At 69.4% G+C, this 12,780-nt stretch carries 10 protein-coding genes and 2 pseudogenes; 6 read left to right on the top strand and 6 right to left on the bottom strand.

Going from position 1 to position 12,780, the window contains the following annotated elements:
* Window positions 1–5 precede the first annotated feature (5 nt).
* A pseudogene (locus tag ACWDNU_RS42695) lies at window positions 6–86 on the top strand (hypothetical protein); the annotation flags it as partial.
* Between the two features lie 119 nt (window positions 87–205).
* On the opposite strand, the gene ACWDNU_RS42700 reads toward ACWDNU_RS42695, so the two are convergent.
* Genes ACWDNU_RS42700 through ACWDNU_RS42710 form a run of 3 tightly spaced genes read right to left on the bottom strand, consistent with a single transcriptional unit; the run spans window position 206 to window position 3,510 of the window.
* Window positions 206–682 carry a DUF2771 family protein gene (locus ACWDNU_RS42700; protein ID WP_370933799.1) on the bottom strand — a complete coding sequence of 159 codons (477 nt, stop codon included), beginning with the start codon at window positions 680–682 and terminating at the stop codon, window positions 206–208.
* Between the two features lie 9 nt (window positions 683–691).
* Window positions 692–2,698, bottom strand: coding sequence for an MFS transporter (locus tag ACWDNU_RS42705; RefSeq protein WP_449673048.1), 2,007 nt, complete (start codon window positions 2,696–2,698; stop codon window positions 692–694).
* A gap of 38 nt (window positions 2,699–2,736) precedes the next feature.
* On the bottom strand, window positions 2,737–3,510 hold the full coding sequence (locus ACWDNU_RS42710; protein WP_370933801.1) for a glutaminyl-peptide cyclotransferase: 774 nt from the start codon (window positions 3,508–3,510) through the stop codon (window positions 2,737–2,739).
* Window positions 3,511–3,561: 51 nt separating this feature from the next.
* Between ACWDNU_RS42710 and ACWDNU_RS42715 the strand changes: the two genes are divergently transcribed.
* Together ACWDNU_RS42715 and ACWDNU_RS42720 are read left to right on the top strand one after the other, a co-directional pair.
* Window positions 3,562–4,968 carry a DUF3027 domain-containing protein gene (locus ACWDNU_RS42715; RefSeq protein WP_449673049.1) on the top strand — a complete coding sequence of 469 codons (1,407 nt, stop codon included), beginning with the start codon at window positions 3,562–3,564 and terminating at the stop codon, window positions 4,966–4,968.
* On the top strand, window positions 4,965–7,757 hold the full coding sequence (locus ACWDNU_RS42720; protein WP_449673050.1) for a sacsin N-terminal ATP-binding-like domain-containing protein: 2,793 nt from the start codon (window positions 4,965–4,967) through the stop codon (window positions 7,755–7,757). The genes ACWDNU_RS42715 and ACWDNU_RS42720 overlap by 4 nt, the downstream gene beginning before the upstream one ends.
* Before the next feature lie 49 nt (window positions 7,758–7,806).
* Here ACWDNU_RS42720 and ACWDNU_RS42725 read toward each other — a convergent pair whose 3' ends face one another.
* A complete protein-coding gene (locus ACWDNU_RS42725) occupies window positions 7,807–8,034 on the bottom strand; it encodes a DUF2530 domain-containing protein (RefSeq protein ID WP_037361579.1) in 228 nt (75 codons plus the stop codon).
* A gap of 83 nt (window positions 8,035–8,117) precedes the next feature.
* On the opposite strand from ACWDNU_RS42725, the gene ACWDNU_RS42730 reads away from it, so the two are divergent.
* The 3 genes from ACWDNU_RS42730 to ACWDNU_RS42740 all read left to right on the top strand — a co-directional run bounded on the left by ACWDNU_RS42730 (window position 8,118) and on the right by ACWDNU_RS42740 (window position 11,492).
* Window positions 8,118–9,581 (top strand): NCS2 family permease, encoded by a 1,464-nt coding sequence (locus ACWDNU_RS42730; RefSeq protein WP_370933804.1) that lies wholly within the window; start codon window positions 8,118–8,120, stop codon window positions 9,579–9,581.
* Window positions 9,582–9,624: 43 nt separating this feature from the next.
* A complete protein-coding gene (locus ACWDNU_RS42735; protein ID WP_009083883.1) occupies window positions 9,625–10,056 on the top strand; it encodes a MarR family winged helix-turn-helix transcriptional regulator in 432 nt (143 codons plus the stop codon).
* A 179-nt stretch (window positions 10,057–10,235) separates the two neighbouring features.
* Window positions 10,236–11,492, top strand: a complete 1,257-nt coding sequence (locus ACWDNU_RS42740; protein WP_354750596.1) for an MFS transporter — start codon at window positions 10,236–10,238, stop codon at window positions 11,490–11,492.
* A gap of 293 nt (window positions 11,493–11,785) precedes the next feature.
* Here the strand turns inward: ACWDNU_RS42740 and ACWDNU_RS42745 are convergent, their stop codons facing one another.
* The gene (locus ACWDNU_RS42745) at window positions 11,786–12,592 is read right to left on the bottom strand and encodes an arylamine N-acetyltransferase family protein (RefSeq protein WP_370933806.1); all 807 of its coding nucleotides are present in this window, start codon (window positions 12,590–12,592) and stop codon (window positions 11,786–11,788) included.
* A 94-nt stretch (window positions 12,593–12,686) separates the two neighbouring features.
* Window positions 12,687–12,780 (bottom strand): annotated as a pseudogene (locus ACWDNU_RS42750) (superoxide dismutase); the annotation flags it as partial.

Genomic DNA, 12,780 nt, shown 5'->3' on the forward strand with positions numbered 1-12,780 from the left:
TCGCCATCGCCAACAACTCGGACTACGGCCTCAACGGTTCGGTGTTCTCCGCCGACCCGGAGCACGCGCTGGCGGTCGCCCGGCGGATCCGCACCCGCGCGATCTCGACCCGTGATCGGCCGCGCCATCGCTTCGGCCTGAACAACGGTGAAGGGCTCCGCGCGGGAATCCCGGCGCGGAGCCCTTCACTGCTGTGCGAAGAAAATCAGGCAGGCTGTACCTGCAGCGACCACAGCGCCGTCGTGACCGCTTCCGCGTCGTTCGGGTCGCCGGTGCGGCTGATCACCGAGGCCTGCGCGATCTCGACCACCACGATCTGGTCGTCCTTCGCGGGCGGGGTCGCGGTATAGGCGTAGCGGTCGCGGGAGGTGATGATGTCCTCCTTGAGCGGCTGCGGCTCGCCCTTGCCGTTCACGTACTGCACGGTGACTTTCCAGGGCGTCTCGGCGATTTCCTTCGGCACCGAGATCTGGACCGACCGGCCGGGGCGCACCTTGAGCTTGCCCGTCGCGCCGGGATTGGCCGCGCAGACGCCGGATTTGATGTCGCAGTTGCCGATCGGGGCGGCGGTGATCGTGTGCCCGTCGCCGTAGAAAGTCACCTCGACCGGGCCCGGCGCGGAACAGCCGGCCACCGCGAAACCACCGGCCGCGAGCACGGCCACCACCCGGGAACGTCGCATGGCCCGAGATTACCGGCGGCCTCGCGCGGGCCCCGGAGCGGGGAAGCTGCCGGTCGGCTCTGGGCGCAATGGGCGATTGCCGCCGAGACCGGGCAGGAGCGAACCGCCGCGCTGCACCAGGAACGTCTGCGCCAGGCCGACTGCCAGCAACAGCGTCACGGTCAGGAAGCCGATCCAATACGTCGGCGGCAGCAGCAGCCCGACCGCGCCGCCGAAGCACCACGACAGCTGCAGCACCGTCTCCGAACGCCCGAACGCCGACGCGCGCGACTGCTCCGGCAGATCCTCCTGGATCACCGCGTCGAGACTGATCTTCGCCAGCGCACTGGCCGTCGCGCCGATCAGGCCGACGATCGCCGCCGTGGCGAGGCCGGGCAGCAGCGTCGCGATCAACGTCGTCACAACACACGCCGCCACACAGGCCACGATCACCTGGTCCGCCGAACCGAAGTGCAGCCGCGACCCCAGCGCGTTGCCGACGAATCCGCCAACGCCTGCTGCGGCACCGATAATGCCCAGCAACAGCAGCTGCACGAACGGACTGTGCCCGGCGTGCTCGGTCTGCGCCTTCACCGCGAAGGCGGCGAACATCATCAGGAACCCGGTCAGCACGCGGACGGAACCGTTGCCCCACAAGGCAACAACGATGTGCCGACCCATCGGCTGGCGCTGCCGCTTCTGTTTCGGCTCCGGCCGCGCGGACAGCGACGTCGGGACCTCGCCCTCGGTCACCTCGACCCACGACGGGATCCGCATCGACTGCACGGCTGCGGCCACGCAGATCGCGGCGGTGAACCACAGCGCACCGGAAGAGTTGGTGAGGCCGCTCACGCCGCTGGCCAGCGCGCCGAACGCGCCGCCCGCGATCAGGCCGAACACGGTGATCCGCGCGTTGGTCTTCGACAGCGTGATTTCCGGTGGCACCACGCGCGGCGTGACCGCAGCCTTAAGCACGGTGAACGACTTCGAGAGCACCATCATCCCGAGCGCCGCCGGGTACAGCAGCCAGTCGTCGAAGTGCAGCGCCATCACCACGGCCATCAGGCCCTGCCCGAGCGACGACACGCACATCGCCAGCCGGCGGCCGCGCTGGATCCGGTCCAGCGCCGGGCCGATCACCGGCGCGACGAGCGCGAACGGCGCGATCGTGATCAGCAGGTACAGCGCGACCTTGCCCTTGCTCTCGCCGCTGGTCGCGGCGAAGAACAGCGTGTTGGCCAGCGCGATCGCCATCGCGGCGTCGCTGGCGTAGTTCAGCATCACCGCGTACATCAGCGAGGTGAGCCCGGACTTGTCCGCGCCGTCCGCCTTGGTGGCGCGCTGGAACGCACCGATCGCCTGCCCGCTCAGCTGACGGCTGCGCAGTGCGGCAACCCGCGTGACGGTGAGCTTCTTCGGCAGCTTCGGAACCGACCCCGCACCGGGGACCGCAGTGGTGTTTAAGCCTTCGTCCTGCTCGTCCTCGACGCGTGGCTCGCCCGCGTAGCCGCCGGTGTCGTAGTGCTCGTAACCGGCGCTGCCGGGACGGTCTTCGTACGGCCGAGGGTGGCTGGGCTCGCCGCGGTGCTCGCGCGGCGGATACGGCCGGGCGCCGCGCGGGGGCGGTGGCGGACGGTGTCCCATCGGGACCGCGCCGGTGGGCGCTTCTTCGGCGTTCGGGTGGAACGGCGGCGCGTCGTCGTAGAACGCGCTGCGCGACTCCGGCCGTCCGGGATAGCCGCGGGGAGGACGCTGATCGACGTGCTCGGTGCGCGGTTCGGCCGGGCGGCCGCGCGGCGGTTCGGGCGGGATGCGCTCCGGCCGGGCCCTCGGCGGCTCCGGCGCGTACTGCGGCGGAGCCTGGCGAACGCGCTGGTCAACGGACTGATCGACCCGGGTCGGCGGGGTGTCGCGCCATGACCGGGCCTGCGCCGCGCCGGGCTCGGGAGTCCAGCGGCGCTTCTTCTTCCCACGGCCTTTGCCCGACTGCCCGCCGAGGGGGCTGTCGGAACCGGAGCGCGAGCTGAAGAGTGCCACGGTTCAATCCTGCCTCATCGGGGTCCCGCGCCGCCCGCTCACGTGCCGGTTCGCTGATTTTCCGGGACGAACTTCACGCGGAACGACGACGGCCACAGCTTCCCGGTGAGGAGGAATTCGTCCGTGCCGGGGATCGCGGCGATGCCGTTCAGCACGTCCTCGCCGGGCCGGGTCGGCGTGCGGAGTCTGCCCGCGTCGATCTTCGCGGTGATCCGTCCGGTATTCGCGTCGATGCGCAGAATGGTGCCGGTCTGCCAAACGTTTGCGTAGACGGAGTCGCCGACGCACTCCAGTTCGTTCAGCTGATCCTGGCCGACCTCGACGGAACCGGTGACCGCAAACGTTTGCGGATCACGGAACGTGAGCTGCGACGACCCATTGCTCATCACCAGCCGCCCGTTGGGCTGGTGGCAGAGACCCCAGCCCTCGCCGTCGTAATGGACGCGCCGCAGTTCGGCGAGCGTCTGGGAGTCGCGCTCGATGGCGATTCCGTCGCGCCAGGTCAGCTGCCACAGCTTCGGCCCGAGCACCGTGATGCCCTCGGCGAACAACGGCGAGGGAACTGTCACCTGTTTGGCTGGAGTTCCGCCGGCCGGGCCAGCGGTGAGTGAGGACTGCCCTTCGAGGCCGCGGCTCTCGTAGAGCGTGCTGCCGGAGTACTCGAGCCCTTCGGTGAAGGCGGTCGAGTCGTGCGGCAGCGTCCCGAGCACCTGGACGGTGAGCCGTTCGGGCTGGGCGGGCGTGGCTTGAGTGCCCGCGCATCCGCCGAGCAGGGCAGCGGCCACCAGGGGCCAGACGATCCGGGTTCGCACGAGGAACAGCCTGGCACGGGCGGCGCGGATGCGTGCGGCACAATTGGGGGTATGACGCTGCTGTTGACCCTGGACGACGGCTCTCTCCACCGGAAGCTCGCGGACGCCGTGGCGGTCGCGCGGGAGGCCGTGCTGGCGGAAGCCCCCGCAGAACAGGTCGGCGAGCACGTCGGGGTGGAGCGCGAGGACGCGGTCTCCGCGAGCCACCTTTTCGAGGCGTCGGTGCCCGGGTACCGGGGCTGGCGCTGGTCGGTCACCGTCGCGGTGGCCGGACCGGACGAGCCGGTCACGGTGAGCGAACTGGTGCTGCAGCCGGGCCCGGAGGCCTTGGTCGCGCCCGCTTGGGTGCCGTGGGAGCAGCGGGTGCGGGCGGGCGACCTCGGCGTCGGCGACCTGTTCCCCGCGGACAAAGACGACCCGCGCCTCTCGCCCGCGTACCTCCAGTCGGACGACCCGGCCGTCGAGGAAGCGGCCCACGAGGTCGGCCTCGGCCGGGTGCAGGTCCTCTCGCGCTACGGCCGGGCGGACGCGGCCGCCCGCTGGCACAGCGGCGAGTTCGGCCCGCGCTCGGACATGGCCCGGAGTGCGCCCGCGACTTGCGGGACCTGCGGTTTCTTCGTGCCGCTGGCGGGTTCGCTGCGCGGTGCGTTCGGGGCGTGCACGAACGACATCGCGCCCGCGGACGGGCATGTCGTGGACGTGGCGTACGGGTGCGGGGCGCACTCAGAGGTGCGAGTCGAGGTGACCTCCTCGGTCCCGGTCGCGGAGCTGGTTTACGACGATTCGCTGATCGACTTCACGCCGGTGCCGGAGGCGGCTCCGGAGCCGGAGGTTGTGGCGGACCCGGTCGTGGTGGAGGAAGCGGCGGCTGCTGCGGCTGAGGAGACGGCCACGGTGGCAGCGGTGGAGCCCGAGGCGGCTGCGGAAGTGGCTGTTGAGGAGGCTGCGGCTTCGGAGGCAGCTTCGGACGAGGTCGAGACTTCGGACGCGACTGAAACTTCGGACGCGGTTGAGCCGGTTGCGGCGGAAGCCGGGACTGAGGTTGCGGCCGAGGAGTCGGCTGCCGCTGAGCCGGTCGCCGCGGAGACCGCGACGACGGATGCAGCCGCAGAGGCAGCGGCTGACGTGCCCGCCGAGCGGGTTGCTCCTGAGGCTGCGGTCGAGGAGCCGGTGGAGAACACGGTTGCCGAGCCGGTTGCGGAGTCGGCGGCGGACACCGCCGCCGAGCCGGCTGCGGCGGAGACCGCGACGACGGATGCAGCTGCGGACACCACGGCTGACGTGCCCGCCGAGACCGTTCCTGAGGCTGCGGGCGAGGCACCGGTCGAGGGTTCGGCGGCGGGTACTGCTGCTGAGGTTGTCGTCGAGTCGGTCACGCCGGACGCTGCTCCGGCCGACGGCGAAGAGAACTCCGAGCAGCAGCACGGCGACTCCGACGGGAGCGATGTCCTCCGGTGAGCGAAGTCGCTGGGGGAGCGGCTGATCCGTTCGGGACAGTCCGTCTGCGGGAAGCGGTCCTGAGCGCCTGGCGCGATTCGCCCACCCGCTTCATCGAGGACACCAACTCCGAGCGCGACCTTCGCGTCGGCGCGTATCGCGATCGGCTGTTCGTCGAGCTTGCACAGAATGCCGCCGACGCCGCGCAGATCGCGGGTGAACCGGGGCGGATCCGGGTGTCCGTTGTGGACGGTGAGTTGCGGTTCGCGAACACCGGTGCGCCGTTGGACGTCCGCGGGGTCGAATCGCTGGCTTCGTTGCGGGCGTCGGCCAAGGAAGGGACCGTCGGGCGGTTCGGCGTCGGGTTCGCGGCCGTTCTCACCGTCACTGACGAGCCTCGAGTCGTCTCTACTTCCGGTGGGGTTGCGTTTTCGGCGCAGCGCACCCGGGAGGAATCCGGGCGGGACGGCGACGTTCCAGTCTTGCGGCTGCCGTTTCCCATCGCGGAGCAGCCGAGCGACGGGTTTGTCACCGAGGTGCGGTTGCCGCTCAAGGAATCCGGGGCCGAGCTGCTCGACGGGCTGGCGAACGAGATCGAGGATCTCCTGCTCGCTCTGCCGTGGCTCGCTGAGGCCGAAGTGGACGGTCGCAAGTGGACTCGGAGCGGCGAGGAGATCGTCGAGATCACTTCGCCGAGCGGGCACCAGCGCTGGCTGAAGCACGGCGTCTGGGCGGTTCCGGTTGATGCCGAAGTGGTTCCGCGGCCGCTTGAGGAAGATTTGCTGCACGCGCCGACGCCGACCGACGAGGGGCTTTCGCTTCCGGCTCGGTTGATCGCGGAAGTGCCGTTGGAACCGTCTCGGCGGCGGGTGCTTCCCGGAGAAGAGCTCACTCGTGCGTTGGAGAAGGCGGCGAGCGAGTATGTCGAGCTGGTCAGGGCGGTAAAGGCAGAACATCGGCCAGCTTTGGTTCCTGCAGCGGGATTTCCGCAGTCCACTGTGGACGCGAAGCTGAAAGAGCTGGTGTACGCCGAGCTCGCGCGGAAGCCGTGGCTGGCCACAGTGGACGGTCAGGAAGTTTCCGGCCAGCAGGCTCGGGTGCTCGATGTCGACGGGCTGGCTCCATTGCTGGCGGACGTCATCCCGGGGCTGGTCGAGGCGAATCCGCGACTGCTCAAGCCGGTCTCCGCGAACATCCTCGGCATCGGCGACGTTCTTGAAGTCCTCACTGGCATCGACCGCGAGCCCGACTGGTGGCAGAAGCTGTACGCCGCACTGGCGGTCGCGGTCGAAAGCCACGCGCTCAGCGCGAATCAGCTGGACGGGCTGCCGGTTCCGTTGTCGGACGGGCGGACGTTGCCGGGCGTCAAGGGTGCACTGCTCGTCGACGGCAGCAGCGAGCTTCGCGAACTGCTGTCTGATGTGGACGTTCCGGGGCTCCGGCTGGTGCATCCGGGGGCGGTGCACCAATTGCTGGAACTGTTGGGGGCCAAGCACGCTGACGCACAGCAGCTGCTCGAAGCGGAACAACTGCAGTACGCGGTAGAGCACAGTGTCGCCGACGCTCAGTCCGGTTTGGACGGAATGAACCTCGCCGGTGCGGTGCTTCGGCTGGTCGCGGATTGCGGCAACCAGGCACCGGAGTGGATCGGGGCGCTCGCGCTTCCCTCGGAGGACGGCTGGCGACGCGCGGACGAGCTGATGCTGCCGACGTCGCCGTTGCTGGAAGTGATCGACCCCGAGGTGTTCGAGCCCGGTGGCGCGCTTTCCGTGCTGGACGAGGAATTCGCGGAGGACTGGCCGACCGAAACGCTCGTCGCGGCGAAGGTGCTCGACTCGTTCGCGGTCGTGCTGGACGAGGAGCCGCACGAACCCGATCATCACCTGCCGGACGAAGAGCAGTGGTGGGATTCGTTCGAGCAGCCGCCGACGACGGTGGTGTCCATTCGGGATCTTGACCTCGTCGCGGACGACGCCTGGCCCGACGCCCTCCGGCTGATCGCGGCGCGTCCGGAAACGTGGCAGGCGCTGCACAGCCCGGACGGTCACGCGGGGTGGTGGCTCGCGCGCTACGCCCTGCTGGCCGGGGAAGCGCCCGGCGCGTGGCGGCTCGCTTCGGCGACCGCGCTGGCGGGGCTGTACGACCCGGTACCAGACCTTGAGCTGAGCGACGATCTGCTCCGCGCGGTCGGTGTCCGGACCGGGCTGGATCTGGAGACCGCGGAAGACGTCACCGATCTGCTCGAAAGGCTCGGCGATCCGCAACGCACGCCGACGCCGGGGCTGGTCGCCCGAGCGCACGCGGCGTTGGTGGCCGCGCCGATAGCCGTGTCCGACGTCGACGCGCCAGCGCGAGTCCGTGCGGCGGACGGGAGCGTCGTCGAGGAAGCCGTAGTCCTGGACGTGCCGTGGGTCGCGGCGGCGCTCGAACCGGCGAGGATCATCGTCGCGCCGGTCGAGCCGGAGCGGTTGGCAGAGCTCCTCGACGTCCCGGTCGCGAGCAGTCTCAAGGCCGAGATCGAGAGCACTGGCGAGTACGTCGCGTGGGCGGATCTGCCTGCCCTCGCGCTGGCGGCGGACCAGCTCGGCATCCCGCTGCCCGACGGCGGCGTGCTGCTGCACGATCCGCTCACCGTGTCGGTCGACGGCGAAACGGCCGAGGTGCCGTGGTGGTCCGACGACCGGCTGCACGCGGCCGACACGTCCGAGGGGCTGGCGCGCGCCTTCGCCTGGGCGAGCGAGCACTGGGGCGAGCGCTACCGCATCACCGCGCTGCTGGAAGACCCCGCACCGCGCACGATGCTGAACTGACGTCGTGAGTGACAAGGCCGGTTAGAACCGGCCTAAACACGCACGACCGTCAGAGCCGCTGCGCCGACTTGGACCCGCGCCGAGCCGCCGCGCGCTGCCAGAAAATGATCCCGAATCCGATGAACCCGAGCGCGATCCCGGCGATACACGTCTGTAACCACACGCCCCCGCTGGTGAAGAAGAGCACCACAAGCGCGACAAGCCAGAGCGCAGTACCTACGATCACCACCGGCGTCAGGTCGGTGAGCCGCTTCGGCAGGTCCGGCGTGTGCCGCAAGGCGGCCGGAGCGTCCGGGGCACTGGTCGGTTCGTCCACGGACCAGAGTTTACCCGGACGGAAACAGCGAGACAGGCGGGGAAATGGCGGAGCAGCGCGAACGGGCCGGGTCCACTCTGGACCGCTTCTTCCGGATCAGCGAACGCGGGTCGAGCACCGGACGGGAGATCCGCGGCGGCGTGGTCACGTTCGTGACGATGGCCTACATCGTGGTCCTCAACCCGCTGATCATCGGCAGTTTCGCGGCGGACACTCCGTCCGCGCACAAGGACGTCCTCGGCCACATCCTCCCGGTGCCGCAGGTCGCGGCGGTGACCGCGCTGGTCGCCGGCGTGCTGACGATCCTGATGGGCCTCGTCGCGAACTATCCGTTCGGCATCGCCACCGGGCTCGGCATCAACAGCCTGCTCGCGGTCACCATCGCGCCGCAGATGAGCTGGCCGGAGGCGATGGGCCTGGTGGTCATCGAGGGCGTGATCATCGTCCTGCTCGTGCTCACCGGCTTCCGCACCGCGGTGTTCCGCGCCGTGCCGCCCGCGCTCAAATCCGCGATCGCGGTCGGCATCGGGCTGTTCATCTGCCTGATCGGCCTGGTCGACGCCGGGTTCGTGCGCCGGCTGCCGGACGACGCGCACACCACGGTGCCGGTCGGGCTCGGCATCGGCGGTTCCATCGCCTCGTGGCCGACCGCGGTGTTCGTCGTCGGTCTGCTGCTCACTGCGGTTCTCGTGGCCAAGCGCGTCAAGGGCGCGATCCTGATCGGTGTGCTCGGCTCGACCGTGCTCGCGATCGTGGTCGAGGCGATCGTGAAGGCCGGACCGTCGAACGGCACTGACCCGAAGGGCTGGAACCTCGGCTATCCGGCGCTGCCGAGCAAGGTCGTCGGCCTCCCGGACCTGTCGCTGGTCGGCGACGTGTCGTTCGGCGCGTGGACCCGGCTGCCGATCATCACCGTGGTGCTGCTGGTCTTCACCCTCGTCCTCGCCGACTTCTTCGACGCCATGGGCACGATGACCGGCCTCGGCAAGGAAGCGGGTCTGGTCGGCAAGGACGGCCAGTTGCCGAACGTCGGCAAGGCGCTGTTTGTCGAAGGCCTCGCGGGCGCCGCGGGCGGGTTCGGCTCGGCCAGCTCGAACACGGTCTTCGTGGAATCCGCGTCCGGCATCGCGGAGGGCGCGCGGACCGGCCTGGCGAACGTCGTCACCGGCCTGCTGTTCATCGCCGCGATGTTCCTGACCCCGCTGTACCAGGTGGTTCCGGTCGAGGCGGCCGCTCCGGCGCTGGTCGTGGTCGGCGCGCTGATGATGGCGCAGGTCCGTGACATCGACTTCACCGATTTCAAGATCGCGCTGCCCGCGTTCCTGACCATCGTGGTCATGCCGTTCACCTACTCGATCGCCAACGGCATCGGCGCCGGATTCGTCAGCTACGTCGTGATCCAGGCGGTCACCGGCAAGGCGAAGAAGGTGCACCCGCTGATGTGGGTGATCGCGGTGGCGTTCATCGCGTACTTCGCCGTCGGGCCGATCGAGGCCGCACTCAGCTGACCGGCGTAAACCGGAACCTCAGGTCGTGAGGTATGCTAACTATATGTCCGGCGACCCGCACGAGCGTTCCTTGGCGAGCCGCTTGCGTCTCGCGGTGGTGCGGCTCAACCGCAGGCTCCGGGCACAGCGGGTGGCGGACGACGTGTCGCTCACGCAGATCGCGGCGTTGTCCACCCTGCACAAGTGCGGTCCGCTGACCCCAGGTCAGCTCGCCGCGAAGGAAGGCGTCCAGCCGCCCTCGATGACGAGGGTCATCGCCGCGCTCGAGGAGATGGGGTTCGTCGAGCGCAGGCCGCACCCGACCGACGGCCGCCAAGCCATCGTCGAGCTGTCCGACGACGGGCTCGCGTTCGTGCGCAAGGCCATCTCGGTGCGGGAGGCGTGGCTGGACCGGCAACTGGCCGAACTCGGCGAGGAAGAGCTCGAAGTGCTCTCCCGAGCCGCGGAGATCATCGACAGGATGGCGGGGAACTAGCACAGGTGACCACCACGGGTAGCGAAACAGGATGTCCGGCCCAATCCACTGCTACCCGGGACACGGCACCGCCGCCGTCCGGTTCCGCTCCACCCGGCCCCCGTTCCGCAGCGGCCGGGAAATCGTCTTCCGCCGCTGAGACCACCACGGAATCTCCGGAAACCAAGTCCCGCCGCACGATGTTTTCGTCGCTGCGCGTGCGGAACTACCGGCTGTTCTTCAGCGGCCAGGTGATCTCGAACATTGGCACCTGGATGCAGCGCATCGCCCAGGACTGGCTGGTGTTCACGCTGTCGGGCAACGATCCGGTGGCGCTCGGCGTCGCGGTCGCGCTGCAGTTCATCCCGACGCTGCTGCTCTCGCTGTGGGCGGGCGTGCTCGCCGACCGCGTCGACAAGCGCAAGCTGCTGATGCTCATCCAGGCAGTGAACTGCCTGCAGGCGGTGCTGCTCGGCGTGCTCGACCTGACCGGCGTGGCCCAGCTGTGGCACGTGTACCTGCTCTGCGTGATGCTCGGGACGACCTCGGCGATCGAGGTGCCGACGCGGCAGTCGTTCGTCGCCGAGATGGTCGGCCGCGACCAGGTGGCGAACGCGGTCGCGCTGAACTCGTCGATCTTCAACATGGCGCGCATCGTCGGACCGGCCATCGCCGGCTTCGCGATCACCTGGGTCGGCACCGGCTGGCTGTTCATCGCGAACGCGGCGAGCACGCTCGCGGTGATCACCGGGGTCGCGCTGATGAACCCGGCGAAACTGTTCCGCGGCCCGGCGATCCCGCGTGCCAAGGGCCAGCTGATGGAAGGCCTGCGCTACGTGCGCGGAAGGCCGGATCTGGTGACCGTGATGGTGCTGATGTTCTTCGTCAGCACGTTCGGCATCACCTACTTCACGTCGCTGCCGATCGTCGCCGCGAACGTCTTCCACACCCAAGCCGACGGCTACGGCCTGCTGTCGACCCTCGTCGCGGTCGGCACCTTCACTGGTGCGCTGGCATCGGCGAGGCGTGGGGTGAAGAGCCAGCCGAGGGTGCGGCTGATGCTGGTGTCGGCGGCACTGCTCGGGGTGTTCGAGTTCGCGACCGCGTTCATGCCGACGTACCTGGCGTTCGGGATCGGGCTGATCCCGCTCGGCTTCGCCACGATCACCTTCCTGAACACGGCGAACGCATTGGTGCAGACGTCGGTGTCGCCGGAGATGCGCGGCCGCGTGATGGGCATTTACGTGCTGGTGCTGATCGGCGGAAACCCGATCGGCGGGCCGATGACCGGCTGGATGGCCGACGCGTTCGGCGGCCGGTCGCCGTTCTACATCGGCGGCGCGATTTCGGCGATCGCGGCGGTGGTGTGCGCGGTGGTCCTGATCCGGCGCGGCGGCGTCCGGCTGCCCCGGCGGCTCGGCAACGGCCTGCGGATTCTGCCCCGGGAACGGGTCTGACCTGCGGTAATGGCTGCCAGAGGCAGCGGAGGCCGCCGAAAGTTGTCACTCGGGCGGGTGAGACTGAGGTCTCCGCTGGGACGGTCTTGCTTCCGTTGATGAGGTTAGGCTAACCTCATACATGTCCGCTTCGTGGTGGGAGCGGCAGTCAGTTCGGGAACGGACAGAGCCCCGCAACCTGGGAACCCCGGGAGGCGGGGCTCTGTTCATGGTCAGGGGGCGGGGCGGATGGGGCAAGGGCGTTCAGCAAGTGGGTCGTGAGTGTTCATCGCGGTTCTAACCGCGACAAACACTCACGACGTCGCCAGCGCGTCGCCGGAGGCCCCGAGCGGATGCTCGCCCGGCCGCACCGGCAACCGGCGCAGCCGCAGGCCGAAGTACACGTGATACGCCAATCGCACGGCCTCGTCGTTCGGCAGCAGCACCTCGTGACGCACGCCGTCCACCGTCTCGATCAGCCGGTCGCCGGACAGCGTCACTCGGCCTTGGGCGGTCGGGCGGGAACAGGTCAGGGTCTGCGTGAAGTGCGACTGCGGCGACGTCGACTGCCACCACGCCATCGGTCCGAAGTCCGACAGCTGCCGCGGGCGGCGCTCAAGGCGGTACTCGGGCTTGCCGTCGCGCAGGACGTCCACGTCGCCGTACGGGGCGTCCAGGAGGAGGAAGTCGCCCTCTGGGTCGCTCTGCGGCTCGACCGCGGACAGCGCCAGCGGCTGCCGGCTGAACTTGCCGAAGCCGACGTCGACCAGGTACTGCTCGTCGTCGAGTTGGACGAGGATGGCGGCGTGGTCCAGCGGCGGGCCGGGCACGCCGGCGTCGTTGAAAACGCGAGCTGCGTGCAGCGTCGCGGCGAAGCCCAGCTCTCGCAGCAGGGCGACGAAAAGACCGTTCAGCTCGTAGCAAAATCCGCCGCGCCGGCGGCGCACGAGCTTGTCGAAGAGTGCTTCTTCAGTGAGTTCGACGGGTTCCCCGAGGTGCACGCTCAGGTTCTCGAACGGGACGTGCATCAGGTGTCGTTCCTGCAGTTGTCGCAGCGCGGCCAGGTCTGCCGCCGGAGGCACCGGCAGGTCCAGGCGAGCGAGATAGGCGTCGACGTCCATGGGTTCCACTCTCACACCTCCAGTGCACTCCAGGTCAAGCGAAATAACAGGGGCCCGGCCATGGCGAGGCCGGGCCCCTGTGGCGCCGCGGGCCTCAGCCGAGCAGGAGGCCGTTGCCGCCGGCGACGGCGTTGTCGAAGCGCTTGGAGATCTCGGCCCAGTTGAAGATGTTCCACAGGGCGTTGACG

The sequence above is a fragment of the Amycolatopsis sp. NPDC003676 genome, from assembly GCF_053587275.1.

Excerpts from the sequence above, each read along its gene's own strand:
- ACWDNU_RS42700 (WP_370933799.1), bottom strand. The coding sequence starts at position 682 with ATGCGACGTTCCCGGGTGGTGGCCGTGCTCGCGGCCGGTGGTTTCGCG.
- ACWDNU_RS42715 (WP_449673049.1), top strand. The coding sequence starts at position 3,562 with ATGACGCTGCTGTTGACCCTGGACGACGGCTCTCTCCACCGGAAGCTC.
- ACWDNU_RS42730 (WP_370933804.1), top strand. The coding sequence starts at position 8,118 with ATGGCGGAGCAGCGCGAACGGGCCGGGTCCACTCTGGACCGCTTCTTC.
- ACWDNU_RS42735 (WP_009083883.1), top strand. The coding sequence starts at position 9,625 with ATGTCCGGCGACCCGCACGAGCGTTCCTTGGCGAGCCGCTTGCGTCTC.
- ACWDNU_RS42740 (WP_354750596.1), top strand. The coding sequence starts at position 10,236 with ATGTTTTCGTCGCTGCGCGTGCGGAACTACCGGCTGTTCTTCAGCGGC.
- ACWDNU_RS42745 (WP_370933806.1), bottom strand. The coding sequence starts at position 12,592 with ATGGACGTCGACGCCTATCTCGCTCGCCTGGACCTGCCGGTGCCTCCG.